The 25,369-nt window shown below is 64.1% G+C and carries 24 protein-coding genes; 7 read left to right on the top strand and 17 right to left on the bottom strand.

Going from position 1 to position 25,369, the window contains the following annotated elements; all coding sequences use genetic code 11:
* Positions 1 to 4 precede the first annotated feature (4 nt).
* The 5 genes from ACR0JC_RS08030 to phnC all read right to left on the bottom strand — a co-directional run bounded on the left by ACR0JC_RS08030 (position 5) and on the right by phnC (position 4,751).
* Positions 5 to 622 carry an LbetaH domain-containing protein gene (locus ACR0JC_RS08030; protein ID WP_170340342.1) on the bottom strand — a complete coding sequence of 206 codons (618 nt, stop codon included), beginning with the start codon at positions 620 to 622 and terminating at the stop codon, positions 5 to 7.
* A gap of 24 nt (positions 623 to 646) precedes the next feature.
* Entirely contained in the window at positions 647 to 2,014 is a 1,368-nt protein-coding gene (gene phnE, locus ACR0JC_RS08025) for a phosphonate ABC transporter, permease protein PhnE (protein ID WP_170340340.1), read from the bottom strand.
* A complete protein-coding gene (gene phnE, locus ACR0JC_RS08020; RefSeq protein ID WP_170340338.1) occupies positions 2,011 to 2,892 on the bottom strand; it encodes a phosphonate ABC transporter, permease protein PhnE in 882 nt (293 codons plus the stop codon). Before phnE (ACR0JC_RS08020) ends, phnE (ACR0JC_RS08025) begins: the two co-directional genes overlap by 4 nt.
* Before the next feature lie 66 nt (positions 2,893 to 2,958).
* Positions 2,959 to 3,861, bottom strand: a complete 903-nt coding sequence (phnD, locus tag ACR0JC_RS08015) for a phosphonate ABC transporter substrate-binding protein (RefSeq protein WP_170339782.1) — start codon at positions 3,859 to 3,861, stop codon at positions 2,959 to 2,961.
* 68 nt (positions 3,862 to 3,929) lie between these two features.
* A complete protein-coding gene (gene phnC, locus ACR0JC_RS08010) occupies positions 3,930 to 4,751 on the bottom strand; it encodes a phosphonate ABC transporter ATP-binding protein (protein WP_170341072.1) in 822 nt (273 codons plus the stop codon).
* Positions 4,752 to 4,935: 184 nt separating this feature from the next.
* Between phnC and rpe the strand changes: the two genes are divergently transcribed.
* Entirely contained in the window at positions 4,936 to 5,625 is a 690-nt protein-coding gene (gene rpe / locus ACR0JC_RS08005) for a ribulose-phosphate 3-epimerase (RefSeq protein WP_170340335.1), read from the top strand.
* Positions 5,626 to 5,737: 112 nt separating this feature from the next.
* On the opposite strand, the gene ACR0JC_RS08000 is transcribed toward rpe, so the two are convergent.
* The 6 genes from ACR0JC_RS08000 to ACR0JC_RS07975 form a co-directional block, all read right to left on the bottom strand.
* Entirely contained in the window at positions 5,738 to 7,228 is a 1,491-nt protein-coding gene (locus ACR0JC_RS08000) for a class I adenylate-forming enzyme family protein (RefSeq protein WP_170340333.1), read from the bottom strand.
* 39 nt (positions 7,229 to 7,267) lie between these two features.
* Positions 7,268 to 7,687: a PaaI family thioesterase gene (locus ACR0JC_RS07995; protein WP_170340331.1), complete on the bottom strand. Its 420-nt coding sequence runs from the start codon at positions 7,685 to 7,687 to the stop codon at positions 7,268 to 7,270.
* Positions 7,668 to 8,795, bottom strand: a complete 1,128-nt coding sequence (locus ACR0JC_RS07990; RefSeq protein ID WP_170340329.1) for an acyl-CoA dehydrogenase family protein — start codon at positions 8,793 to 8,795, stop codon at positions 7,668 to 7,670. Before ACR0JC_RS07990 ends, ACR0JC_RS07995 begins: the two co-directional genes overlap by 20 nt.
* Position 8,796: 1 nt before the next feature.
* The gene (locus ACR0JC_RS07985) at positions 8,797 to 9,987 is read right to left on the bottom strand and encodes an acyl-CoA dehydrogenase family protein (RefSeq protein ID WP_170340327.1); all 1,191 of its coding nucleotides are present in this window, start codon (positions 9,985 to 9,987) and stop codon (positions 8,797 to 8,799) included.
* A 102-nt stretch (positions 9,988 to 10,089) separates the two neighbouring features.
* Positions 10,090 to 11,265 carry an acetyl-CoA C-acyltransferase gene (locus ACR0JC_RS07980; RefSeq protein WP_170340325.1) on the bottom strand — a complete coding sequence of 392 codons (1,176 nt, stop codon included), beginning with the start codon at positions 11,263 to 11,265 and terminating at the stop codon, positions 10,090 to 10,092.
* On the bottom strand, positions 11,265 to 13,361 hold the full coding sequence (locus ACR0JC_RS07975) for a 3-hydroxyacyl-CoA dehydrogenase NAD-binding domain-containing protein (RefSeq protein ID WP_170340323.1): 2,097 nt from the start codon (positions 13,359 to 13,361) through the stop codon (positions 11,265 to 11,267). The genes ACR0JC_RS07980 and ACR0JC_RS07975 overlap by 1 nt, the downstream gene beginning before the upstream one ends.
* A 251-nt stretch (positions 13,362 to 13,612) precedes the next feature.
* On the opposite strand from ACR0JC_RS07975, the gene ACR0JC_RS07970 reads away from it, so the two are divergent.
* From ACR0JC_RS07970 to ACR0JC_RS07960, 3 genes are all read left to right on the top strand, one after another.
* Positions 13,613 to 14,431, top strand: coding sequence for a cyclase family protein (locus tag ACR0JC_RS07970; RefSeq protein WP_149775580.1), 819 nt, complete (start codon positions 13,613 to 13,615; stop codon positions 14,429 to 14,431).
* 2 nt (positions 14,432 to 14,433) lie between these two features.
* On the top strand, positions 14,434 to 14,829 hold the full coding sequence (locus ACR0JC_RS07965) for a carboxymuconolactone decarboxylase family protein (RefSeq protein WP_170340320.1): 396 nt from the start codon (positions 14,434 to 14,436) through the stop codon (positions 14,827 to 14,829).
* A gap of 123 nt (positions 14,830 to 14,952) precedes the next feature.
* A complete protein-coding gene (locus tag ACR0JC_RS07960) occupies positions 14,953 to 15,171 on the top strand; it encodes a DUF1127 domain-containing protein (protein ID WP_170340318.1) in 219 nt (72 codons plus the stop codon).
* Here the strand turns inward: ACR0JC_RS07960 and ACR0JC_RS07955 are convergent.
* Genes ACR0JC_RS07955 through ACR0JC_RS07930 form a run of 6 tightly spaced genes read right to left on the bottom strand, consistent with a single transcriptional unit; the run spans position 15,168 to position 22,787 of the window.
* Positions 15,168 to 16,466, bottom strand: coding sequence for an aspartate aminotransferase family protein (locus ACR0JC_RS07955; RefSeq protein ID WP_170340316.1), 1,299 nt, complete (start codon positions 16,464 to 16,466; stop codon positions 15,168 to 15,170). The two genes, ACR0JC_RS07960 and ACR0JC_RS07955, sit on opposite strands and share 4 nt — an antisense overlap.
* 10 nt (positions 16,467 to 16,476) lie before the next feature.
* Entirely contained in the window at positions 16,477 to 17,583 is a 1,107-nt protein-coding gene (locus tag ACR0JC_RS07950; protein ID WP_480763716.1) for a mandelate racemase/muconate lactonizing enzyme family protein, read from the bottom strand.
* Positions 17,580 to 18,686 carry a mandelate racemase/muconate lactonizing enzyme family protein gene (locus ACR0JC_RS07945; RefSeq protein ID WP_480763714.1) on the bottom strand — a complete coding sequence of 369 codons (1,107 nt, stop codon included), beginning with the start codon at positions 18,684 to 18,686 and terminating at the stop codon, positions 17,580 to 17,582. Before ACR0JC_RS07945 ends, ACR0JC_RS07950 begins: the two co-directional genes overlap by 4 nt.
* Positions 18,683 to 19,261, bottom strand: coding sequence for a dimethylsulfonioproprionate lyase family protein (locus ACR0JC_RS07940; RefSeq protein ID WP_170340311.1), 579 nt, complete (start codon positions 19,259 to 19,261; stop codon positions 18,683 to 18,685). Before ACR0JC_RS07940 ends, ACR0JC_RS07945 begins: the two co-directional genes overlap by 4 nt.
* Positions 19,258 to 20,337 (bottom strand): alcohol dehydrogenase family protein, encoded by a 1,080-nt coding sequence (locus tag ACR0JC_RS07935; RefSeq protein WP_217361077.1) that lies wholly within the window; start codon positions 20,335 to 20,337, stop codon positions 19,258 to 19,260. The genes ACR0JC_RS07940 and ACR0JC_RS07935 overlap by 4 nt, the downstream gene beginning before the upstream one ends.
* The gene (locus ACR0JC_RS07930) at positions 20,334 to 22,787 is read right to left on the bottom strand and encodes an FAD-dependent oxidoreductase (protein ID WP_170340309.1); all 2,454 of its coding nucleotides are present in this window, start codon (positions 22,785 to 22,787) and stop codon (positions 20,334 to 20,336) included. Before ACR0JC_RS07930 ends, ACR0JC_RS07935 begins: the two co-directional genes overlap by 4 nt.
* Positions 22,788 to 22,855: 68 nt before the next feature.
* On the opposite strand from ACR0JC_RS07930, the gene ACR0JC_RS07925 reads away from it, so the two are divergent.
* From ACR0JC_RS07925 to ACR0JC_RS07915, 3 genes are read left to right on the top strand one after another with little or no spacing between them, the layout of a single operon-like run.
* Positions 22,856 to 23,743, top strand: coding sequence for a MurR/RpiR family transcriptional regulator (locus ACR0JC_RS07925; RefSeq protein ID WP_170340307.1), 888 nt, complete (start codon positions 22,856 to 22,858; stop codon positions 23,741 to 23,743).
* On the top strand, positions 23,740 to 24,864 hold the full coding sequence (locus ACR0JC_RS07920; protein ID WP_170340305.1) for an aromatic ring-hydroxylating oxygenase subunit alpha: 1,125 nt from the start codon (positions 23,740 to 23,742) through the stop codon (positions 24,862 to 24,864). The genes ACR0JC_RS07925 and ACR0JC_RS07920 overlap by 4 nt, the downstream gene beginning before the upstream one ends.
* Positions 24,848 to 25,240 (top strand): carboxymuconolactone decarboxylase family protein, encoded by a 393-nt coding sequence (locus ACR0JC_RS07915; protein WP_170340302.1) that lies wholly within the window; start codon positions 24,848 to 24,850, stop codon positions 25,238 to 25,240. Before ACR0JC_RS07920 ends, ACR0JC_RS07915 begins: the two co-directional genes overlap by 17 nt.
* The last annotated feature ends 129 nt before the right edge of the window (positions 25,241 to 25,369 follow it).

Below are 25,369 nucleotides of genomic sequence, written 5' to 3'. Positions count from 1 at the left end.
CCGGTCAATCCTCGTATTTCTCCAGAAACGCCTCGGCGGGCAACGCGCGGAAATCCGGAAGCGCCGCACGCAGGCGGGCATTGTCCCAATCCCACCAGGCCAGAGCCATCATCCGCTCGGCCACGTGCGCAGGGAACCGGCGGCGGATGGTTTGGGCGGTGACACCCCCGACGATGGTATAGGGCGGCACGTCCTTGGTCACGATCGCCCCGGAGGCAACGACTGCCCCGTGCCCGATCGTCACCTCGGGCTTGATAATGGCCGCGTGGCCGATCCAGGTGTCATGCCCGATATGCGCCAGCCGCCCGGCGCGCAGCGCGAACCAATCCGCATCGTCCTCGGCATCGTCCCAATAGTCGGCCGAGCGGTAGTGGAAGTGATGCAGCGACGCTTTCTCGATCGGATGGTCGGTGGCGCCGATCCGGGTGAAACTGGCGATATTGGCGAATTTTCCGATCCGGGCATTCGCGATGTCGCAGGTCCGGTCGCAATAGGAATAGTCCCCAAACACCGAATTCGTCACCCGCGTTCCGGCACCGATTTCGACAAAGGCGCCAAAGCTGCTGCCGGTTATCTGGCATTCCGGGTGGATGAAGGGCTGGTCCGGTCGCAAGCGCGCCATGGTCTGCAAGTCCTCGTATACGGTTCAAGGCAACATCAGGGGCTTGGCCTGCGGATCGCGCTGTTTGCGCGACTTGGGCGGCCCGCCCTGGATCAGCCGCCTGCGCAGCCAGCCCGAAAACCAGTCCATCAGCATGACCATCAGGATGATCAGCACGATGTAATAGGCGACTTCCTCCCAGTCTTTCTGGGTGATAATCGCCTGTGTCAGCAACAGACCGATCCCGCCCCCGGTTATCGCCCCGATCACGGTTGCGCTGCGGGTGTTGGATTCCAGGAAGTACAGGAGCTGACTGAGCAGAACCGGCGTGATCTGCGGGATCACACCGAAACGATATTTCTGCGGCGCATTGGCCCCGGTAGACTGCACGCCCTCGATCTGCTTCTGATCAACATTTTCCAGCGCCTCGGAGAAGATCTTGCCGAAGGTGCCGGTATCGGTGACCAGGATGGCCAGCGCCCCTGTTAGCGGCCCTGGCCCGAAGGCGCGTGCCAGAACCACCGTCCAGATCAACGCATCAACACCGCGCACGAAGTCAAAGATACGACGAGTGGCAAATCGGACCGTTCTAAACGGATTGAAATTTCGTGTCGCCAGAAATGCGAGGGGCAAAGCGATCATCCCTGCCCCCAATGTACCCAGAAAAGCCATCAGAAGCGTTTCAAAGATCGCCCACGCAACATCCTGATGGCGCCACATCTTGTTGGTCCAGAAATCGTCAAAGATTTCTGCGGCCTCGCCCGAAGCGGCACGCCCCATCAACTGGCTGAAAGACTGACCGTGATAGGGGCTGTCCAAAGTGAACCAGAACAGTTCCCAACCGTTGAAATACCGGAACACCTCGGCCCGGTTGCGTGTCACGGTCAGCCGACCCGCCGGCGTGGTGATCGCCAGGCGATTCTTTGACATGTTGATCCAGTCCGGCACCTCGGCAGTCGGTAAGTCGGCCTGCACTCCGGCAGACCGGCTGGGCGTTGCGCGCATGGTTCCATAACCCGGGATGTCATATTCCACGGTTTCAGGTCCAAAGCGAACGATGTGGCCGTCTTGCAGGTCAATCACGGTGGTTTCGCCCAAAACGACCCATTCCGGCGCAGTGCCATCCGGGTAAGCGCCCTTGCGCTCTCCTTCGATCGCAACGGACACTTCTCCGTTTCGATTGTCCCGCGTCACGTGAGTCTTGTAGCTGTAGCTGTCGGATACAAGCGTCTTGCCGTTTTCCCAGTTCGCCCGCTCGGCCAAGCCGGGCACGTCAAAGGCAAAGAAAACATAGACCAGGTATAGAATGACCAGCCCCGGCAACCCGAAACTCAGCGCCCGTTTACGCCGAAAGAATTGGTCGGTTCTGGCTTTCAAGTCGTTGATCGGCAGATCAGTGGCAAAGGTGCTCATGCTGCGGCTCCTTTGGCGGAACCGTGTGTCAGGCGGTCACGCAAAACGCCGGACAGCTGATCCACGGCCACGATGGTGACGAACAGAAGCAGAAAGATGGCCGCCGCCTCGTCGTAACGCCCCTGCCCCCAGGACATGGCGTTGCGCAGTTCGTACCCCAAGCCGCCTGCACCCACGAAACCAAGAATGGCCGAGGCGCGGATGTTGATCTCGAACCGCAGCAGCGCGTAGCTGACATAGTTTGGCCCGACCTGCGGGATCACGCCCAAATACATCCGCTGCGACCAGTTGGCGCCAACCGACTGCAGCCCCTCCACCGGTTTCAGAGAGGCGTTTTCATTCACTTCGGAAAACAACTTGCCCAGAGCACCGGCAGTGTGAATGGCGATGGCAATCATTGCAGGCACAGGCCCGCCGCCCAGAACAAAGATCAGTACCAACGCGATGACGATTTCCGGAACGGCCCGACAAATATCAGAAATACGGCGAAAAACGGGGATCAATGACGGCCACAGCGCCATGCCGCGGGTGGACATCAGCGCCAGAAAGGTGCCGCCCAGAGTGCCCACCAGCGTGGCCGCGGCGGCGATATTCAGTGTTTCGATCAGCGCGGGAAAGAACTCGACCAAATTTGCGGGCAATTCCCCGATCTTCTCCCAGGCCTCAGTCAGAACCTCGGCAGGGTAATCGAAAATGCGGTTCCACCCATCGGCAAAACTACCGGCGTTTCGCATGTCGGCGGTCCGGAATCCGGCCGCCATAAGAGCCACGAACAGGATCAGGAGTATCCCACCGTAAACCCGTTTGCGACGGGTCATGATGGTGTAATCCTCCCGAATCCGGTCGAGTCCGGCGGATCCCGCGGTCAGGTCGGTCATGAAAGGCTCCGATGGGGATAATGGGGTCCGGTTTGCGGCCGGACCCCGAACAGAAGTTGCGCAGGCTTAGTTCGACTTCAGCTTGCGGGCTTCAATGATGATTTCGTAGGCCTCGTGGGTGATCGGCTCGAACGCTTTTGCTTCACCTGCGGCCACGCCATAGAAGCACTCACGGTCTTTGTCGGCCAGCCCGGCCATCAGAGCCGTCATCTTCTCTTTGACATCCGCCGGCAAAGCCTTGCGCAGAACCACCGGACCTTCCGGGATCGGCTTCGATTTCCAGATTTCGACCATGTCGTTCATGTCGACCAGTCCGGCATCCACGGCGCGGCGCAGCGCACCCGAATTGTAGCCGTCTTCCCAGTTGCCCAGACCATCGGCCCAGGTCACGCCACCATCCACGTCACCGTTGTTGACGGCGACGATTGTCTGCTCGTGACCACCGGTGAACTTCACTTCACCGAAGTAGTCGCCCGACTCCATCGTTGCACCCGTTGCCTGAGGGATTTCGATCGAGGGGATCAAATAGCCCGAGGTCGAGTTCGGATCACCAAAGCCAAACACCTTGCCTTTCATGTCATCAAGCGAGGTGATGCCGCTGTCCTTGCGGGCGAACCCGACCGAGTAGTAGCCATACCCACCATCCACGTTCACCTTGACCAGAACCGGCTCAACCGCCTCGGGGTCGCTGAGATAGGTTTTGGCATAGGCGGAGGCGCCCAGCCAAGCCATGTCGATCGTACCGCCCAGCAGGCCTTGGATCACGCCGTTGTAGTCAGCCGGGGCGAACAGCTTGGTTTCGACACCCAGCGCGTCCTCGGTGTATTCACGCAGACATTCGTTGTTGTTCAGCCGGTCCTGCGCGTTTTCTCCGCCCAGGATGCCGATACGGAATTCGCTGATCTCCTCAGCCATGGCAGGTGCGCTCAGGGCAGTGGTCGCGACCAGGGCGGCAACGAGTTTCTTCATCTGTCTCTCTCCAGGTTGATTGGCCCACCCCATTCATCGGGCCGGGCGAAAAAAGAGGTGGTTGGGGCTCAGATCGTGGCCTCGGCTTCCATCAGAGCCTTCCGGGTGGCATCCAGTGTTTCGATCTCGGTCGAGGTCGCGGCCTCGGAGAAGCTGGCATCAGCACCGTAGATCTCGCGGGCGACGCCGGTGGTCAACTGTTCGGGCAGGCCGTCAAACACGATGCGTCCATCGCGCATGCCGACTACGCGGTCGCAATAGCGGCGCGCGGTGTCCAACGTGTGCAGGTTGGCGATCACGGTGCGGCCGTCCTCTTCGTGGATGCGGCGCAGGGCCTGCATCACGACTTGCGCATTCATCGGGTCCAGCGAGGCGATGGGTTCATCGGCCAGGATGATCTTGGGGTCCTGCATCAGTGCCCGCGCGATGGCGACGCGCTGCTGCTGCCCGCCCGACAGCGCCTCGGCCCGTTTGGGGGCATGTTCGGCGATGCCAAGACGGTCGAGAATGTCGATGGCGCGGTGGATGTCCGCGGTCGGGAACAGGTTGAACAGGGTGGCCAGGGTCGAGTTCCGGTTCAGCGTTCCATGCAGCACATTCGAGACCACGTCCATGCGGGGCACAAGGTTGAATTGCTGGAAGATCATCGCGCAATCGGCCTGCCACGCACGTTTTTGGCGGCCTTTCAGCGTGGTCACGTCGCGCCCGTGAAACAGGATCTGCCCGGCGCTGGCATCAGTCAGGCGGTTGACCATACGCAGCAGGGTGGACTTGCCCGCGCCCGACCGCCCGATGATCCCGATCATGCATGGCTTGTCGACGTCCAGCGTTGCGGTGTCGACTGCAGTATTGTCGCCGAAGCGCTTGGTCAGTTTTTCGATGCGCAGCACGTGCCACCCCCAGTTCATGATGGAGGTCGTCTACAGCTGGTGCTCAACGGTGATGTGTCGATCCGGTGAAGCTTTTGTAACGGGCTGAAAGCGGATGGCCTATGCAAGGGCTGGGCAATGCCGCTCGTCCCGTCTATACGCGGGCTCAACACCTGAACCGTCAGATCTGTCACATGAGGCCGCCATGAGCTTTGACCGCAAGATCAAGATCGCACCGTCGATCCTGTCCGCCGATTTCGCCAATTTCGGACAGGAGATCCAAGCCATCGAGGCCCAGGGCGCCGACTGGGTCCATGTTGACGTGATGGACGGGCATTTCGTGCCGAACCTTACCTTCGGCCCACCGGCGGTCAAAGCGTTCCGCCCGCATGTCAAGACGGTGATGGATGTGCACCTGATGATCACGCCGGTCGACCCCTACATCCAGGCCTATGCCGATGCCGGCGCGGACTATCTGACGGCCCATATCGAGGCCGGCCCCCACACGCACCGCACGTTGCAGGCCATCCGTGCGGCGGGCATGAAGGCAGGCGTGGCGCTGAACCCCGGCACCCCGGCCGAAGCGGTCGAGCACCTGCTGGATCTGGCCGATCTGGTCTGCGTGATGACGGTGAACCCCGGCTTTGGCGGGCAGAAATTCATCGACATGACCGCAAAGGTGAGCCGCCTGCGCGAGATGATCGGAGACCGTCCGGTGCATATCGAAATCGACGGTGGCGTCGACACCACAACCGCCCCGCTGGTCGCAGCGGCCGGCGCGGACGTTCTTGTTGCCGGTTCCGCTGTCTTCAAGGGCGGGTCGGTTGCGAACCCGAACGTCTATGGCCAGAACATCCGCGCCATTCGCGCCGCAGCCGAAGGCCACGCGGCCTGACGGCGGCTCCCGCCCTTCGTCGACGTTTTTGGCAAAACGCCTCCTCCTGTTTGGCCCGGCATCGGCGCAGCCGATGTCGCGCGGGCGCGGGAGCGTTTTGCCGGCCCTGCCCCTAGGCCAGTTGATCCGCGAAATGCGTTAGCAGCTTGTGTTTTAGAATCTTGCCCGTGGGCGCGGCTGGCAGTGACGTGGCCAGTACGATCCGGCCCGGCCGTTTGTAGCCCGCAAGACGTGCGGCCACGAACTCCGCCAACTCTGCCTCGGACGCAGCGCCGATTTCAGGCACCTGAACAAAGGCCAGCACCTGTTCGTCGCCGCCCACCCGATGCCCGATCACCGCAGATTGGATCACCTGCGGGTGGTCGTTCAGCGCGGCCTCGACCTCGGGCGGATAGACGTTGAAGCCGCCGTGAATGATCAGTTCCTTGGCGCGGCCGACGACGTGCAGATTACCGTGCGCGTCGAGACGGCCGAGGTCGCCCGTGCGCAACCATCCCTGGGCCAGAACCCGGCCCGTTTCCTCGGCGTTGCGATAGTATCCTTTCATCACATGCGGGCCGCGCGTCAGGATCTCGCCCACGCCATCTCCGCCGCCGGGTATGGTTTCGTCAATGCGCAGTTCGACCCCCGGCAAGGGCGGGCCGACCGAGATATCCGGATCCCCGATCCGGTTGTGCGAGGCGCAGATCCCCGCCGTGCTTTCGGTCATGCCATAGCCGTTCTGCAGCGCAACGCCATAGAACGCCTCGGCCTTGCGTTTCCACGCCGGATCCAGCGGGGCAGCCCCGGACGAAGTGTAGCGCAGGGCACCCGAGGGCAACCGCTCCAACCCCTGCTCCTTGGCATATTGCATCAACAGCGCATGCATCTGCGGCACACCCGAAAACACCGTGACGCCCGCGTTCAACGCGGCAAAGGCGCGGTCCGCCGCGAACCGGGCATCCAGTTGGACGAAGGCCCCGGCCAGCGCCGACCCGGTGACGATCGAGGCCAGTCCGAAGATGTGCGAAATCGGCAGCACCCCATAGACCATGTCATCCTGCGTCAACCCGCGGAAATTCGCCGAGGTCAGCCCGCCGAACCGCAGGTTTTCGTGAGTCAGCATCACGCCCTTGGGCGTTCCAGTCGTGCCGGTGGTGAACAGCATCGCCGCGACATCCGCCAGATCGGGGTCGGGCGCGCTCGGGTACGGCGCGGCCAGGTGCATCTGCCCGAAGGCCCCGGAAACGGGCCGGGCCCCGGCAGTTTGCGCATGGTCGCGCGCCTCCGGCGACGCGGCCGATGTGAACAGGATCACTGCCGGGGTCACGTGATCCACGATGCGGGCCAATTCAGCCTCGGTCTGGCGGGCGTTCACCGGCACCACGCAGGCCCCGATCCGGGAACAGGCAAACAGCGCGGCCACTGCCGCACAGCAATTCTCGAGCACCAGCATGACCCGATCGCACGGGCGCACCCCCGAGGCCAGCAGGATTTCTGACAGCTCGGAAATCGCGCGGTCGAGGTCAGCAAAGCTCCAATCGGCGCCGAACCCGTCTGCAAAGGCGCGGGCCCGCGGACGGGTCCGGATCTGGGCATCCGGATAGTCGTGCCATTTGTTCATGTCCCTTCGCCCTCCCCTGCGCCGGAACCGGTTTTGCGCTCAGCGTTTCGTGGTGCGCTTGAACACCCCCGCCGCTGTTGCGATCAGGGTTCCGTCGTCGCTGTGCAACTCTCCGGTCACATAGGCCAGCGTGCGCCCGCCACCCATTGCGCGCCCCGTGGCCGTCACGCGCCCCTGACGCACCGCCGCCACATAGCTTGTGTTCAGCGACAGGGTCAGAACCAGCGGATGGTCGTCCCGGTCGAACCAGGCCGAGGCGGTGTTGCCGCAAGCCACGTCCAGCAGCATGGCGATGATGCCGCCATGCAGGATGCCCTGGCTGTTCAGGTGATCCGCCCGGATGGTCAGATGGCACCGGGCCCGGCCGTCGGGGTCGGACAGATCCACCTCGAACCCGATCGCGTTCTGACAGCCCGACCGCCGGACCCTTGGGTCTTCTTCAGGCCGCGCCGAGTGCAATGAACCGCTCCAAATGATAATCCGCGTCGCCGAACCTGTGATCCGACATGACGATCCGCTTGGCAATATGCGCAAGCTCATATTCCTGCGTCATGGCGATGCCGCCATGCATCTGGATCGTTTCCTCGGCCACCAGCCGGCCCACCCGCGACACCAGGTTGCGGGCCGCGGCGATCTGCCGGTCGCGATCGGGTGCTTCAAGGTGACCGGCCGCGTTGATCACCGCCGAGCGCGTCTGCTCCAGCTCGATCAGCATATCCGCGAACCGGTGCTGCAGGGCCTGAAAGGTCCCGATCGGGCGGCCGAACTGCTTGCGCGTCATCAGATATTGCCGTGTCAGGTCCACCGCGATTTCCATCGCGCCCAGAACCTCGGCGACCAGCGCGACATTGGCTGCGGCCACAACGTTCATCAGCGGCTCGAACGCCTTCCCCGCGGCGCCCAGACGCGCGGTTTCCGGCAGGCGCACATCGTCCAGAGTGACCTCGGCCGCGCGGCCTCCGGCCAGCATCGGATACCCGCGCAGTCCCAGACCCGGTGTGCCAGCAGGCACCAGAAACAGCGAAATGCCATCCAGATCGAACGGCCCGCCCGTTTCGCGCGCGGATACGATCAGCAGCCCGGCGGCCTCGGCATTCACGACCACGGCCTTTCGCCCGTTCAGGATCAGGTCCGTGCCGTCGGTCCGCACGGTGGTCTCGACCCGGCTCAGGTCATACCGGCTGGCAGGCTCCCCATGCGCCAGCGCCAGATGCAGCTTGCCCGAGATCACCTGATCCAGCAGGGTCCGTTGATCGGGGTCGCCCACCTGCGCGATCAGCCGACCGCCCAGAATGCAGCTGTCCAGAACCGGCTCGACCACCCCGGCCCGGCCCAGTTCCTCGAACACAGTGGCGATGTCAAAACCCGCCCCGCCGAACCCGCCGTCCGCTTCGTCGAACAGCGCGCCCAGAACGCCCAGATCGGCCAGTTCGCGCCAGATGTCGGCGCTGAACCCCGCCGCGCTGTCCAGAATGTCGTTGCGCACCAGAGTCGTATATCTGTCGGCCAGATAGCGCCGCAGCGTGTCCTGCAGCATCTGCCGTTCTTCGGTCAGGTTGAAATCCATCTCAGCCCCCCATCTTGACCTTGGCGATGATCCCGCGCTGGATCTCGTTCGACCCGCCGAAGATCGACAGTTTCCGGTTGTTGAAATACTGGGCGGCGACCGGCGCGGCATAGTCCGGCCCGATCGGGTCGTTGTCGCCCGCCACCGCCTCGGAGGCGAAAGGCATCGCATAAGGCCCCACCGCGCGGCGGGCCAGGTCGTTGATCTCCTGCCGGATGATCGTACCCTTGACCTTCAGCATCGAGCTTTCGACCCCCGGTGCCTGTCCGGCCGCAGCCTTGCTGATGATGCGCATGTTGGTGGTGGCCATGGCCATCAGGTCGATCTCGACCCGTGCCAACCGAGCGGCGAAATGCGGGTTCTCGATCAGGGGGCGGCCATTCGCGGTTTCGATCCGGGCAATCCGTTTGACCATGTCCAGCCCCGCCTGGCTGAAGCCGACACCGGCGATGTTGGTGCGTTCATGCGTCAGCAGATACTTGGCATAGGTCCAGCCCTTGTTCTCCTCGCCCACCAGGTTTTCGACCGGGACGCGCACATCGTCAAAGAACACCTCGTTAACCTCGGGCGTTCCGTCCAGCAGGACGATGGGGCGCACCTCGATCCCCGGCGTGTTCATATCGATCAGCAGGAACGAGATCCCCTCCTGCGCCTTGGCCTCGGGATCGGTGCGCACCAGGCAGAAGATCCAGTTGGCGTATTGCGCCAGCGTGGTCCAGGTCTTCTGGCCGTTCACGACATACTGGTCGCCGTCCCGCACCGCGCGTGTCTTCAGAGAGGCCAGGTCCGACCCGGCACCCGGCTCGGAATAGCCCTGGCACCACCAATGTTCACCATTGAGGATGCGCGGCAGGAAATAATCCTGCTGTTCCTTCGAGCCGAATTTCTGCAGCACCGGACCCAGCATCGACAGGCCAAACGGCACGATGCGCGGCGCATAGGCGGCGGCGCATTCCTCCTCGAAGATATGGCGCTGAACCGCGTTCCACTCGGCGCCGCCAAACTCCTTCGGCCAGTTGAAATTCAACCAGCCGCGCTCGTTCAGCGTGGCATGCCACCACTCATACCCTTCCTTGCCGATATTCCGGCCAGCCCGGATCTTGTCCGAGATCTCCTTGGGCAGTTTCTCGGCCAGAAAACCGCGAACCTCGTCGCGAAAGGCCTTCTCCTCGTCCGTATAACTCAAGTCCACAGCCGCCCTCCTCCTCGACGCGATCGGAACCTTGCCTGCTCGGCCCCGCGGGCCGGGCTGCGCCGGGCCGGCCCTCGATGGGCTAGCCCGGTGCCCCATTCTTCAATAGATTTCGAACAGACCGGCCGCGCCCATGCCGCCACCGATGCACATGGTCACGATACCCAGCTTTGCCCCGCGCCGCCGCCCTTCGCGCAGCAGATGGCCGACCATCCGCGCGCCGGTCATGCCGAACGGATGCCCGATGGCGATCGAGCCGCCGTTCACGTTGCATTTCTCGTCATCGATTCCCAGACGGTTGCGGCAGTACAGCGCTTGCGAGGCAAAGGCTTCGTTCAGCTCCCACAGGTCGATGTCCTCGACGCTCAGACCATGCCGTTCCAGCAGGCGCGGCACCGCAAAGACCGGGCCGATGCCCATCTCGTCGGGCTCGCACCCCGCCACGCAGAACCCCTTGAACGCGCCCATGGGCTCCAGACCCCGACGCTCGGCCTCGGCGCTGTCCATTACGATCACCGCGGCTGCGCCGTCCGACAGCTGGCTGGCATTGCCGGCAGTGATGTAGTTTCCGGGGCCGCGCACCGGCTCGAGTGTGGCCAGCCCTTCCAGGGTCGTGTTCGGTCGGTTGCATTCATCCCGGTCCACGGTGACCTGCCGGTGCGAGACCTCGCCCGTCTCTTTGTCCTTGACCGCCATGGTGGTCTGCATCGGCACGATTTCGTCGTCGAACTTGCCCGCCGCCTGCGCCGCCGCGATGCGCTGCTGCGACCGCAGACCATAGGCGTCCTGTTCTTCGCGGCTGATGCCATAGCGCTCGGCCACGATGTCGGCGGTCTCGATCATCGTCATGTAGATCGCCGGCTTGTGCTCCTGAATCCACGCCTCGGGCACCGGGCGGGTTTTCGGCTGAACCAGCGAGATGCTCTCGACCCCACCGGCCACGATTGGCCCAGCGCCGCCCTCGGTGATGGCCTGCGCCGCCAGCGCCACGGTCTGCAGCCCCGACGAGCAGAACCGGTTCACGGTCATGCCCGAAACGCTGACCGGCAACCCGGCCCGGATGGCGATCTGGCGGGCGATGTTGCCGCCGGTCTCGCCTTCGGGGAAACCGCAACCGATGATGCAATCCTCGATCTCGGCCCCATCCATCCCCGAGCGCGCGACCGCGGCCTGAACCGCGTGGCCGCCCATCGTGGCGCCGTGGGTCATGTTGAACGAGCCCCGGAACGACTTGGCCAGCCCGGTGCGCGCGGCGGATACGATTACGGCTTGTTTCATCACTCGGCGTCCTTGTTCAGATCGTCAAAGCTGCGGCCCTCGGCCACCAGTTTTTCCAGCAGCGGCGCGGGCTGCCAGAAATAGTCATCTTCGGCCGACCAGGCGCGGATGTCGTCCAGAATACCCGGCAGGCCCTGCAGATCCGCCCATTTCAGCGGCCCGCCGCGATAGCGCGGGAACCCATAGCCATAGAGCAGCACCACATCCACGTCCAAGGGGCGGCGGGCGATGCCCTCGCCCACCACCTTGGCGGCCTCGTTGACCATCGAGACCATATATCGCCGCACGATCTCGTCATCCGTGAACGTGCGCGGGGTGATGCCCTGCGCCGCGCGGTCGGCCGCGATCAGGTCCAGAACCTCGGGGTTCGGCGTGCCGCCGCGCTTGCCTCTTTCATAGACATAGAAGCCCTTGCTGGTCTTCTGCCCGAAATGCCCGGCCTCGCAGAGTTTGTCGGCATAGCTGCTGTCGCGGGCGCGCGGGTCCAGCCCCTCGGCGCGTTTGCGTTTGCGTACCGCCCAGCCGATATCCAGCCCGGCCAGATCGGACACCGCGAACGGCCCCATGGCAAAGCCGAAATCGGTCAGCGCCTTGTCGATCTGGAACGGGCTTGCCCCGTCCAGAACCATGTGGTCGGCGCAGGTGCGATAGGTACTGAGGATCCGGTTGCCGATGAACCCGTCGCACACCCCTGCGCGCACCGAGACCTTCTTCAGCCGATGCCCCAGCGCAAAGCCGGTTGCGACCACCTCGGGCGCGGTCTTGTCGGCCACCACGATCTCAAGCAGCTTCATCACATGCGCGGGCGAGAAGAAATGCAGCCCGATCACGTCCTGTGGCCGCGTGGTGGTGGCGGCGATCTCGTTGACGTCCAGATACGAGGTGTTGGTCGCCAGAACCGCCCCGGGCTTGCAGACCGCATCCAGCTGGGCAAAGACCTGTTTCTTGACGTCCATATTCTCGAACACGGCCTCGATCACCAGGTCGACGGCGCTCAGCGCGTCATAACCTGTGGCAAGCTGCAACTGATCCGACAGGATCGCGTCGTTCTGCTGCTGGCTGATCTTGCCGCGCTTCAGGGCGCCTGCCAAGTTTCCGGCGATCCGGTCCTTGGCGGCATGGGCGGCCTCCTGCGTCATCTCTAGCAAGGTCACGGGCAGACCTGCCAACAAGGCGGCGGTGGCGATCCCCGCGCCCATCGTGCCGCCGCCGATGACCCCGATCTGATGCACCGGACGCGGCTCGACACCTTTCAGTTCGGGCAGTTTTCCCACGGCGCGTTCGGCAAAGAAGGCGTGGATCAGGCCCTTGCGCTGATCCGATTCCATCAACTGCATGAACAGTTCCCGCTCGCGCGCCATGCCCTCGGCAAAGCTGGGCGCCTCGCAGGCGGCTTGCACGGCACGCACGGCAACGGCGGGGGACAACTGGCCGCGGCCCTTCTTCAGAACAGCCTCGTAGACCGCATCGAAATCGACGGGGTCCGGCGCAGGCATCTCTCCGACCGCGCGGCGGGGCGCACCCGAGTCAAGCAGCTCCTGCGCATAGGCCAGCCCGATCTCGCGCGGGTCGCCATCCTGCACCTTGTCGATCACGCCCAGCTTCAGCGCCTCGTCGGCGCGGACATGGCGACCGGTTGTGATCATGTCCAGCGCGGCCTCCACCCCGGCCACGCGCGGCAGACGCTGGGTGCCCCCGGCACCGGGCAGGATGCCCAGATTGACCTCGGGCAGGCCGACCTTGGCCGAGGGAACCGCGATGCGGTAGTGGCTGGACAGCGCAACCTCGAGCCCGCCGCCGAGCGCCGTGCCGTGCAGCGCCGAAACCACCAGCAGGGGCGAGGCCTCGATCCGGTCGCACAGGCCGGGCAACCACGGTTCCTGCGGGGGTTTGCCGAACTCGCGGATATCGGCCCCCGCGAAATAGGTCCGGCCCTTGCCGTAGATCAGCACCGCCTTTGCGCGCTCGGCCTCGGCCCGTTCGATTCCGGCCAGCAGGCCCCGGCGCACATCCACGCCAAGCGCATTGACCGGCGGGTTGTTCGCCGCCAGCACCGCGATATCGCCAATCCGTTCGTATTCCACCGCCTCGGACATCAGACTTGGTCTCCTCTTGCCAACCCCAGCTTGTTCCGCATTGCGGAACAATATTCCGCAACAGATTGAACCCGTCCGCGCGCGGGTTCAACCCCTTATACCCGACTGCGCCGCCGGGCCGCATTTGTTGCCGGCGAGCAGGCCCCAAACAACTTGTGAACCGGATCGCGGAAAACCGTGCTAGGCTTTGCCCACCCGGCCAATGAATTCGGCCCGGAACGAAAACAGATTGCAGAACAGGGAGTTTTGAAATGTGTGACGTTTGCGTAATGAACGCGGTGAAAGACCGGATGCTGTCGCGTCGATCCTTTTTCAAGGCTGGCGCAGCGATGGCGGCAGGCACGGCGCTTGGGACGGTGGCTGCCCCACCAGCGCTTGCGGCCGGCCATGGCGAGGTGCTGGACATGACCCATGTCTACGATGCCGATTTCCCCACCTATTTCGGCCAGCCGGGGATCGAGGCGACACAGGCCTTCAATTTCAAGGAACATGGCTTCAACCTGTTCAACCTGGCCGTCAACGAACACACCGGCACGCATGTCGATGCCCCGCTGCATTTCTCGGCGGATGGGCAGTCGGTGGACGAAATCCCGGTGTCGAACCTCGTTTGCCCTCTGTGCGTGGTGGACATTGCCGCCCGCGCGGCCGAGGACCCGGATGCGCAGGTGACCCCCGACGATCTGAAGGCGTGGATCGCGGCGAATGGCGACATCCCCGATGGCGCCTGCGTCGCCATGCATTCGGGATGGGCCGCCAAAACCGCCACACCCGAATTCCGCAACGCCGACGGCGACGGCAAGATGCATTTCCCCGGCTTCCACGTCGAAGCGGCGCAGATGCTGATCGAAGGAACCGGCGCGGTTGCGCTGGCCGTTGACACGCTGTCGTTGGATCACGGCCCATCGGCCGATTTCGTGACGCATTACGCGTGGCTGCCCACCAACCGCTACGGCATCGAGAACCTGGCCAATCTCGACAAGGTGCCCGCCAGCGGAGCCACGTTGGTGGTCGGCGCGCCTGCGCATCGCGGCGGGTCGGGCGGTCCGGCGCGCATCTTTGCGATGGTCTGAGCATGGCAACGGTTCGCCTGTTGACGGACGAAGAGGTCAGCGCCGAGGCGCTGGCCGTCTTCGATGACATCCGCGCCACCCGCAATACTGATTACATCAACAATTTCTGGCGCGCTCTGGCCCATGACCCGGCACTGCTGCAAACGACGTGGGAGCGGCTGAAGACCGTCATGGCCCCCGGCGCGCTGGACTCGCTGGTGAAAGAGATGCTGTATGTGGCCGTCTCGGTCGCCAACAATTGCGAATATTGCGTGCACTCCCATTCGGCCGCGGCCCGCGCCAAGGGCATGACCGACCAGATGCAGGCCGAACTTCTGGCGGTGATCGCGATGGCCAGCCAGACCAACGCCCTGGCCACCGCTTTGCAAGTGCCGGTGGACGACCTGTTCAAGGCCTGAGCCTGCGCCTGTCGGGCCAGACTTGCACCAGATGCACAGCGGCTATTCCCTCAAGTGCCTAGCTGCACTGCAGCATCAGGTCTAAATCTCTTTGGTCACATACAGACCAGAGAGGCTCCGCTCATGGCACAGACAAGCACGCACCGCCCGGCAATCCTGAACCTGTTCTCGGCGGTCGCCGATGTGTTCAGCGGCATTTATGATGCTTTGATCCGCATGGGCGAAGCAAATGCCAAGGTCATCAAGATCAAGCAACTCAGCGAGTTGACCGACGAAGAACTGGCTGCGCGCGGCATGAAGCGCGAAGACATCGTTCGCCTGGTGATGGCGGGCGTCTACTAGGACACGCCCGCACTCTGCATTTCGGCCACGGCCTCCGCGGCGTTGGCATAGGCGGCTTTGCATAGGTCAAAGTCCGCTTCGGTCAGTGCCAGGGACGGATAGGTCTTGCCCGGCGACTTGAACATCCCGTTCTGCATCAGAACCGCATTGAACCGGGTTGCCTTGGCCGTGTCCGCGCGGACCACATCGCGGTAATCGCGCACCTTTCCTTCCGTGAACACGATTTCGAAAAGGGTCGGATCGCCGATGACGCGGTGGGCGACCCCCTGCTTGGTCAGCGCGGCCGAGGCCATGTCCATCAGACGCTGACCATTGGAGCGCAGCCGGTCGTACTGACCGGGGCGGCGCAGCACTTCCATCGTCTTGAGCCCGGCCACCGCGGCCACCGGATTGCCCGACAGGGTCCCCAACTGCATCAGCCATTTCTCATGGCCAACGGCGGACTTATCGAAATGGGCCATGATCTCGGCCCGCCCGGCGATCGCGGCCAGGGGAAAGCCGCCGCCGATGATCTTGCCCAGCGTGGCGATGTCGGGGGTCACGCTATACAGCTCCTGCGCGCCGCCATAGGCGAAACGAAACCCGGTCACCACCTCGTCGAAGATCAGCACGATGCCGTACTTGTCGGCCTCGTCCCGCAGAAGCTGCAAGAAGCCGGGTTCGGGCGGGATGATGCGTTGCAAGGGCTCGACGATGATGCCCGCGACCTGGTTGCCGTGCTCGGCCAACAGCGAGCGGATGTAGTCCGGGTCGTTGAACGGCGCGATCAGCATTTCGGCCTGAACGCTGGCCGGTATGCCCGCGCTGTCGGGAACCGCCTGCGGGAAATTCACCATCCGTGACGGGGCCAGGCTCATCTGCGCCTCGGCGCTCATGCCGTGATAGCCGCCTTCGAACTTCACGATCTTGTCGCGGCCGGTAAAGGCGCGGGCCAGCCGGATCGCGTACATGTCAGCCTCGCCGCCGGACGAGACATAGCGGATCTGATCGGCGCAGGGCACGGCGGCGCAGATCGCCTCGGCCAGTTCGACTGCGCGCGCGTTGTTGGCGAAGAACGTCATGCCCTTGGGCAACTGTTCGGCGACGGCCTCCAACACCTCGGGGTGGCCATGGCCCAGCAGCATCGGCCCCGAGCCGATCAGCAGGTCGACATATTCCTTCCCTTCCTCGTCCCAGACGCGGCTGCCGCAGCCCTCGCGGATGAAGACCGACGGGTCGAAATTGCCCAAGCCGCCGCCGGGCAGCAGCGCGCGGGCGCGCTGGCCCCAATCGGATTGGCTGAGATGTCGCGGCATGGTCGCCTCCCTAATCCAGAATCACGTCCGGCGCGCCCAGGTATTCGCGGTCGGGCGGGACGCCCAGGCCGACCCCGTCGGGCGGCGCGATGCGGCCGCCCTTGCGGGTTGGGCCATCCGGCGCCAGCCTCGGCGCGACATAGCCTGACAGGTCGCACACGTTCATCAGGCGCGCGGGTTCGGTGGCCGCGCCCAGATGCAGCAGGGCGGCGGTGGTGATGTCAGACCCCCAGGTGTCTTCGACGCACATCTTCGCCCCCAGATGCAGGCACAGATCACGCGCGCGGCGCGCCGCCGAAAGCCCGCCGAATTTCGACAGCTTCACCGCGACCGCGTCCATGCAGCCCAGCGCATGCGCGGCCAGCAGGCTGGCGGTGTCGTGTGCGCTTTCGTCCAGCTTCATCGGCAGGCCGGTGGCAGCGCGCACGCGGGCGCAATCTTCAATCGTGGCACAGGGCTGCTCCAGCATCACATCCAGATCCGCGACCGCCCGCCCCACCCGGCTGGCGTACAGAGACGTGGCGCCGCAGTTCCAGTCGCCATAGACCAGCGGCCCGTCGCCCACCGCCTCGCGCACCAGACGGAGGCGTTCGACATCGGCCTGCCAATCGGAATCCGCACCCAGCTTGACTTGGAACTGGGTGATGCCCTGCGCCTGCGCCTCGCGGGCGATGCGGGCCATCTCGGCCGGGGCGATGCAGGTGATCGAGTGATAGAGCGGCATCGTCCGCGCCCGCCGACCGCCCAGCAGCGCGTGCAGTGGCAGCCCTGCCACCTGCCCCGTCAGATCCCACAGCGCGATGTCGATCGCCGATTTGGCATAGACATGCCCCGGCAGGTGCCGGTCCAGCCGCGCCATCAACGCCTCGGGTCCGATCGGGTCGGCGCCCAGCAGAACTGCGGCCATGTCCTTCACCGCCGGGGCCACGCCGCGCGCATAGGCGGGCAGGTAATGCGGAATCGGGCAGACCTCGCCCCAACCGGTCAGATCGTCATCGGTGTCCAGCGCCAGAACCACCGTTTCAACCGTGTCGCAGGCCTTGCCGTCAGCCATGTAATAGGCCTGATGGCTGGTCAGCGGCACATGCCAGAGCGAAATGCGGGTGATGCGGGTCATTGGTACACGGCCTTTGGTTCCCCCAGTGCATCTTCATCCGGGGCTACCCCGAGGCCGGGTGCCTCGGGCAGTTCGAGATGACCCTGACGGTTGCGCGGGCCGCGCCCGCCCGCGACATCCAGCGTCAGCATGTCCTGACAGGCCCAGACGCCCAAACGGTTGTGATCCGGGATGGTGGCGGCCAGATGCAGCGCCTCGGTATCGGCCAGAACCGAGCCGCCGGTGGCCATCACATACATGTCGATGCCATGCGCCAGCGCGATGTCCCGCATCCGCGCGGCCTTGGTCAGGCCGCCGACACGGTTGAGCTTGATTCCGAAAACCTCGGCCAGCCCGTCGCGGGCAATGCGCGCGGCGTCCTGCAGGGTGACCAGGCTTTCATCCACGCTGACCGGGGCGGAATGCAGGGTCCGGATGGCGGCGATGTCGTCCAGCGTCTCGCCCGGTTGTTCGAACATCACGCCCAGATCCTCGGTGGCCTTCATCACCCGCAGCGCCTGCTGCCGCGTCCAGGCGCGGTTGACGTCATAAAGGATGCGCTCACCCGCCGGGCGGTGCGCCTCGACATCGCGGATGCGTTCTATGTCACGCTCCACGTCGCCACCCACTTTGACCGAATGCACCCAATAGCCGCGGCCGCGATAGCGATCCATCACCGCGCGGGTTTCCTCGACGGTCTTGGCCCCGACCGAGGAGGCGATCGGCGCGGGGCTGCGTGACCCGCCGCCCATCAGATCGGCAATCGGCAACCCCGCCGCCTGTCCGGCAATGTCCCAGCAGGCCATGTCGATCGGCGATTTGGCGTAAAGATGCCCGGGCAGCGCGTGGTCCATCGCCTGCTCGACCTCCAGAACCCGACGCGGGTCCAGCCCCAAGACGAAGGGCGCCATGGTCTCGATCCCCGCCCGGATGCCCGGCCCATGGGCGGGCACATAGGTGTGGCCCCATGGTGTACCCTCGCCCCAGCCGGTCAGCCCGGCATCGGTTTCGATCTTGACGAAGGTGGCATCCAGCACCTCGAATTTCAGACGTCCGCCGGACAGCCAATAGGGATGTTCAAGCGGCAGATCGACGTGAAAGACCGAGATGCGGGTGATCTTCATGCGGCGTCCATCCTTGGCAGGTCGTTCAACCCCTCTCCCCGCCACAGCACGAATGTCAGGATCGGCTGATCCCCCGTGGACATGGCGTGGCTTTGCCAACTGGCGTGCCAGCGCGTGCCTTCAGCGCCCACAAAGGCCTGGTCCTCGGCAACCTTGAAGACCGCACCGCCCGCCAGCGTCAGGTAAAGCTCCTCGGCCTGATGGCTGTGCCAGTCATAGTCCAGCCCGGCGCCCCAATAGGCGACATAGCCCCGCAGCTGGGTCGAATGGAAATGACCGCTTGGCCCGAACAGTTCGAAATACCCGTACCGATTGCGGAAATCGGCACCGACCTCTGCCTCGGTATAGGTTCGTTTCCAGTGGGCAAGATGCGCCGCCGACCGGATCGCCTGAACCAACCCCGTTGTCCGGGGTGATCCGGGTTGATCCAGCGCCTGCACCAGTGGCATGGCGGGGATCGCCCGCGGTTGCAAACCGGTCGCGGTCAGGTCGGTGGGCCAGGTGCCGAATTCGGACAGCGCCGGCAGGCTCTGATGCAGGTGCCGCGCGGCTTCGAGAACGTTTTCCAGGGTCATGGGATCACCACGATGTTGCCGGTATGTTGCTTGTCGATGAAGGCCTGCTGGGCCTCTCGCAGTTCAGTCAACGGGTAAGTGGCGGCCAAAGCTGGCTTAATTTGCCCATTTTCTATGTATTTCACGACATCAAAGAAGTTCTTCGGCGTGTTCACGGTCGACCCGGTGAAGGTCAGATCGCGCAGATAGAAGGTGCGCAGGTCGAATTGCACGATCGGACCGGCAATCGCGCCCGAACAGGTATAGCGCCCGCCACGCTCCAGCATGTCGATCAGTTTGGGCCACATCTCTCCGCCCACGACATCAGCGACGACGGTGATCCGTTCGCCTTTCAGCTCGGCCCGCAGGTTCCTGGGGTTGCGCGGCAGGATGCGATCCGGGCCCAGTTTGGCGACCTCCGGGTGTTTGGCCGCGCTGGCCATGGCGATCACGCGTGCGCCGCGCAGCTTGGACAGCTGGATCAGCGCCCCGCCCACACCGCCCGAGGCACCGGGGATCAGAACCGTGTCGCCCTCGCCGACCTGCGCCCTGTCCAACATGCCCTCGGCCGTCACGTACGAGCAGCTGAAGGTCGCCAGTTCGGCATCGCTCAGGTCGGAGTCGATCGCCGCCACGCCGCGGATGTCGGCCTTGGTGTATTCGGCAAAGCCGCCGTCACATTCGGAGCCGAAATACCCGGCCTTGTCGCGGTTCATCGGATCGGACCAGTCGCGCAGCCAGCCCGCCACGATCACCCGCCGGCCGATGATCGCAGGATCGGCCCCCTCGCCCACGGCCACGACCGTGCCAACCGCATCCGCGCCCTGAATGCGCGGGAAGGTCAGGGGCGCGCCGCCCCAGGTGCTATCGTCGTCATCCACCTCGGAATAGGCGCCGCCGGTGGTTGCCTCGTCCACCGCCTTGGAATACCAACCGGTGCGGGTGTTCACATCCGTGTTGTTCAGCCCGCAGGCGCCCACCTTGATCAGCACCTCCATCGGGCCGGGTGTGGGCGTGGGCCAGTCCTCGTGCCATTCGTATTTGTCCAGATCGCCATGCCCGGTCAGGACCATGGCCTTCATGGTTTTCGGGATCATTCCGCAGCCTCCATCGCGGTGTCGGTACGGGGCCGGAGGCTTTGCGGGTCATAGGCGGGCGCGCCCAGGATCCGCCCGCGACGCGGTGCGCCGGCGATCACCACCTGCACGTCGGTTCCCGGCACATTGGCCTGCGGTTTGACATAGGCAAAGGCAAGGATCTTGCCGACCGTATGCCCGTAGGCCACCGAGGCGGTGGAACCCACGACCTGGCCATCCAGCAGGACCGCCTCGCCGCCATGCCCATCGTTTTCGCCATCCGGTTCGATCTCCAGATAGGCGCAGACCCAGCGCAGATCGGGGTTCAGGGTCTGGTCCTTGCCCAGGTATTCCTTGTCGGTGCGGGCAAAGCGCAGCACGTCGGCCTCGGCCAGAGTGACCTCGTTGGTCAACTCGCCCGCGCCCTTGAAGGCCTTCTCCATCCGCAGCGCGTTCATCGCGAACGACCCGTAATCGGCGATGCCATGCGGCGCGCCTGCAGCCCAGAGCGCATCGTAGACGGCCAGGGCGCTGTCACGCGGCATGTGCAGTTCCCATCCCAATTCACCAGCATAGGACATGCGGAAAGCCCAGAGCCGATGACCCGCCACGTCGATTTCCTGCGCTGTCAGCCATTTGAAACCGGTATTGCTCAGATCGGCTTCGGTGCAGGCGGCCAGAACCTCGCGCGCCCGGGGGCCATTGAGGCTGAGCGCGGCCCAGTCGTCGGATCGCAGGATGATATCGACGTTTTCTTCGTCGCGATGCTGGGTCAGGTGGTCCAGCAGGCGCTGCTCGAAGAAGGCGGCACAGACGAGGTAGTACCGGTCCTCGGCCAGCTTCACGACCGTGGTCTCCAGCTCGATCCGTCCACGGCGGTTGAGCATATGGGTCAGCGCGATGCCGCCCACCTTTTGCGGCAGGCGGTTGGCGACCAGCCGGTCCAGAAGGGCCCGGGCATCCGGGCCGCTGATTTCGACCTTGGTGAAGGCCGAGATATCCATGATGCCGACCGCCTCGCGCACGGCCCTGCATTCGGTGGCCACCATGTCATGCACCACATTGCGGCGGAAGGAATAATGGTCGCGCTGTTCAACGCCGTCCTTTGCGAACCAGCGGGGGCGTTCATGGCCATAAACCTCTTCGAACACGGCCCCCTTTGCTTTCAGCCGGCCATACAGGGGGGACGGCTTGACCGGCCGCCCGGCAAGACGGTTGAAATGCGGAAACGGAATTTCGTGGCGCAGCTTGTAATCCTCATGCGCCTTGGTGACCTGCCAGTCTTTGGTGGCATAGGCCCCGAACCGGCGCGGATCATAGTCGCGCATCGAAATGTCGGCCGCCCCATGCACCATCCACCGCGCCAGTTCGCGCGTCAGGCCCGGGCCCCAGCCGATGCCGATCTGAGTGCCGCAGCAGCACCAATAGTTTCGCACCCCCGGCGCCGGGCCGATCAGCGGATTGCCGTCGGGCGGGTGCGAGATCGCCCCGTGAACCTCGCGCTGGATGCCCAGATCGGCGAAAATCGGCATCCGGTTCAGGCTCTCTTCAAGCCACGGCATGACCCGGTCGTAATCGGCATCGAACAGCCAGTTTTCATAGTCCCACGGGCAATGGTCATGCCAGACCGAATTCGTATTCTCCTTCTCATAGATCCCGATCAGCCCGCGCTTCTGCTCCATGCGGATATAGCCCGAGACCTTGCGGTCATCGCGGATCACCGGCAGCTCGTGATCGAGGTCCTGGAATTGTGGCACCGGTTCGGTCACGAAATAGTGGTGGGTCATCGAGGTCATCGGCAGTTGCAGGCCCGACCATTCGCCCATCTGCCGGGCATAGGTGCCGCCCGCATTCACAACGTGTTCGCAGCGGATCGTGCCCCGTTCGGTCTCGACCACCCATTCGCCATTGGCCGCCTGGGTGATGTTGGTGGCGCGGCAGCGGCGGATGATCCGTGCGCCCAACTGACGCGCCCCCGCCGCCATGGCCATTGTCACGTTCGTCGGGTCCACATGCCCGTCATCCGGCGTGTGCAGCGCGCCCAGAACCCCGTCGAGGTTGTAGAACGGGTGCAGTTCGGCCACGCGGTCGGGGCCGACCAGTTCGATGTTGAAGCCCAGTGACCGGCCCACCGACAGGGTGTGGCGCAGCCAGTCCATCTCGTCCTCGGTATAGGCCAGCCGGAACGAGCCGCATCCATGCCATGTCACCGCCTGCCTGGTCTCGGCCTCGAGCGCACCGGAATAGAGCCCGATGTTGTAGTCCACGCATTTGCCCAGACCAAAGGAACTGGTCGAATGGGTGATCTGCCCGGCCGCGTGCCAGGTGCTGCCGCTGGTCAGCTCGGCCTTTTCCAGCAAAACGACATCCGTCCAACCCTCGTGCGCCAGATGATAGGCCAGACCCACGCCCATGACACCTCCGCCCACGATCACTACGCGGGCCTGTGACGGCAGTTCCTTCCCGGACATGATTTTTCCTCTCACCGAGTCGCATTTCTTCTCGACAGGCTAAGGCCACATTTGTACCATCGTCAATCATGAATGACACAAATGTATCAACCACCGTTCTTGACCGGCTGACCCGTGAATGGGACGCCCTGACGCCCGAGGCGCAGAAGGCCGCCCGCTATGTGCTGGAGAACCCGGCGGATGTGGGCGTTTCGACCGTACGCGAGATCGCCGAGGCCGCAAACGTGAAACCCAACACCTTCGTCCGCATGGCGCGGCAGGTGGGGTTCGAGGGCTACGAGGATTTCCGCGCGCCATTCCGCGACGCCATCCGCCGAGGCACCGTGTCGTTCCCCGACCGCGCCCGCTGGCTGCAGGAGATCGGCAAATCCGGCGAGCTGGGCGGGCTCTATGCCGACATGGTCGGGGCCGCGATCCGAAACATCGAGGAAACCTTCGCGGGGATCGATGCGACCCGGCTGCAGGCCGCGGCCGAGGCGATCTGGACATCGCGGCAGGTGTTTACGCTGGGCGTCGGCGTCAACAACGCGAACGCGCGCAACTTTACCTATCTGGCCTCGACCGGGATGAAGCAGTTCCACGCCATCCCCCGCCCCGGCTCGACCCCGGTGGACGATCTCGCCTGGGCCGGCGAACAGGACGTGCTGATCGCGATGACCTGTCACCCCTACCGGACCGAGGTGATCGAGGCGGTGAAGCTGGCCCGCGAACAGGGCATGACCGTGGTCGGCATTTCCGACAGCCCCGCCAGCCCGGTCATTCTGAACGCGCAACATGGGTTTGTCGTCGCCGCCGACACGCCCCAGTTCTTTCCGTCATCGGTTTCGACCATCGCGCTGCTGGAGACGCTTCTGTCCTTCGTGGTCGCCCTGTCCAGCGATGAAATCGTCGAGCGTGTGGAGCGGTTTCACCGCCGCCGGCACCAACTTGGCCTCTATGCGGAGGAGCCTGAATGACCGCACCGCTGACCCGATCGTTGGAGGCCCGCTATTACACCGACCCGGCGATATTCGAGCACGAGAAACAGGGCCTTCTGGCCCGCACCTGGCAATTTGCCGGCCATGTGGCGCAGGTGCGCGAGCCGGGCGACTACTTCGCCTTTGAAATCGCAGGTCAGAACCTGTTCTGCATCCGCGGGCGCGATGGCGAAATCCGCACCTTCTACAATGTCTGCCAGCACCGCGCGCATGAGATGGTGACCGGGGCCGGCAACACCCGCGTCGTCGTCTGCCCCTATCACGCGTGGACCTATGAACTCACCGGGCAACTGCGCGCCGGGCCGAACATCAAATCGGTTCCGGGCTTCGACCGCAGCGCGATCTGTCTGACCCCGGTGCGGACCGAGCTGTTCAACGGCTTCATTTTCGTCAACCTCGACGATGACGCCGCCCCGATGGACGACTGGTACCCCGGCGTGCGTGCGGAAATCCGCGCCTTTGTCCCGCAGATCGACGATCTTGAGCCGCTGGAATGGGTCGAGATTCCCGAAAACTGCAACTGGAAGGTCAGTATCGAGAATTACTCGGAATGCTATCACTGCCCGACCAATCACCCGACCTTTGCCACCGGTGTGGTCAAACCCGAGACCTATGACATTCAACCCGACGCAGGCGGCGGATACGTCCTGCGCCATACGACCGAGTGTCAGAGCCTCGACAAGATGACCTATCCCATCGACCTGTCTGTGCCCCATGCGGGCGATTATCAGTCGTGGTTTCTGTGGCCGATGTTCTCGTTCCAGTGCTATCCCGGCAATGTGCTGAACACCTATCACTGGCGCGCGCAGGATGCCGACCACTGCACCGTCTGGCGCGGCTGGTACACCGAGGGCGGATCCGAAAGCGCGGTGATCCGCCAACTGGCGGTGCAGGACCGGGAAACCACGGTCGAAGAAGACATCCGGCTGGTTGAAAGCGTGCATCGCGGCCTGAAATCGCGCGGCTATCGCCCCGGCCCGCTGGTGCTAGACCCGGCTTGCGGCGTAATGTCGGAACATTCGATCGCCCGCTTGCAGCAATGGATGCGCGAGGCGGTGGATACAGATGCAAGCGGAGTGGACGATGGCCGACATCTTTGACGAAGACCTGTTCCTGAAAGGACTGGCGCAGCGCAAGGCGACGCTGGGCGACGAATACGTGGAAAAGAACCTGGCCGCGGCGGATGATTTCACCCGCCCGTTTCAGGAGGCCATGACCGCCTGGTGCTGGGGCTTTGGCTGGGGGGACAAGGTGATCGACCCCAAGACCCGCTCGATGATGAACCTGTCGATGATCGGCGCCCTGGGCAAGATGCACGAGTGGGAGATCCACTGTCGCGGAGCCCTGAACAACGGCGTAAGCAAGGAGGAGATTCGGGCGATCATCCATGTCGTCGGCATCTATTGTGGCGTCCCGCAGGCGCTGGAGTGCTTTCGCGTGGCGCGCAAGGTTCTGACCGAAGCCGGTCAGCTTTAGTCGGTTCCTGCCCCGAAGATCGAGATCGCCCGCCCCCGTGCGGGTTTTCTCATGTCGGCACAAATACGTTACTGAATTTCGATTTGGCGCACGATTGCGTTACATTTTCCTTGCCGCGAATCACTTCCG

This window comes from Ruegeria sp. CH5, assembly GCF_056537025.1.
The sequence above is the reverse complement of the archived record's forward strand: the minus strand, read 5'-3'. Positions and strand labels throughout refer to the sequence as shown.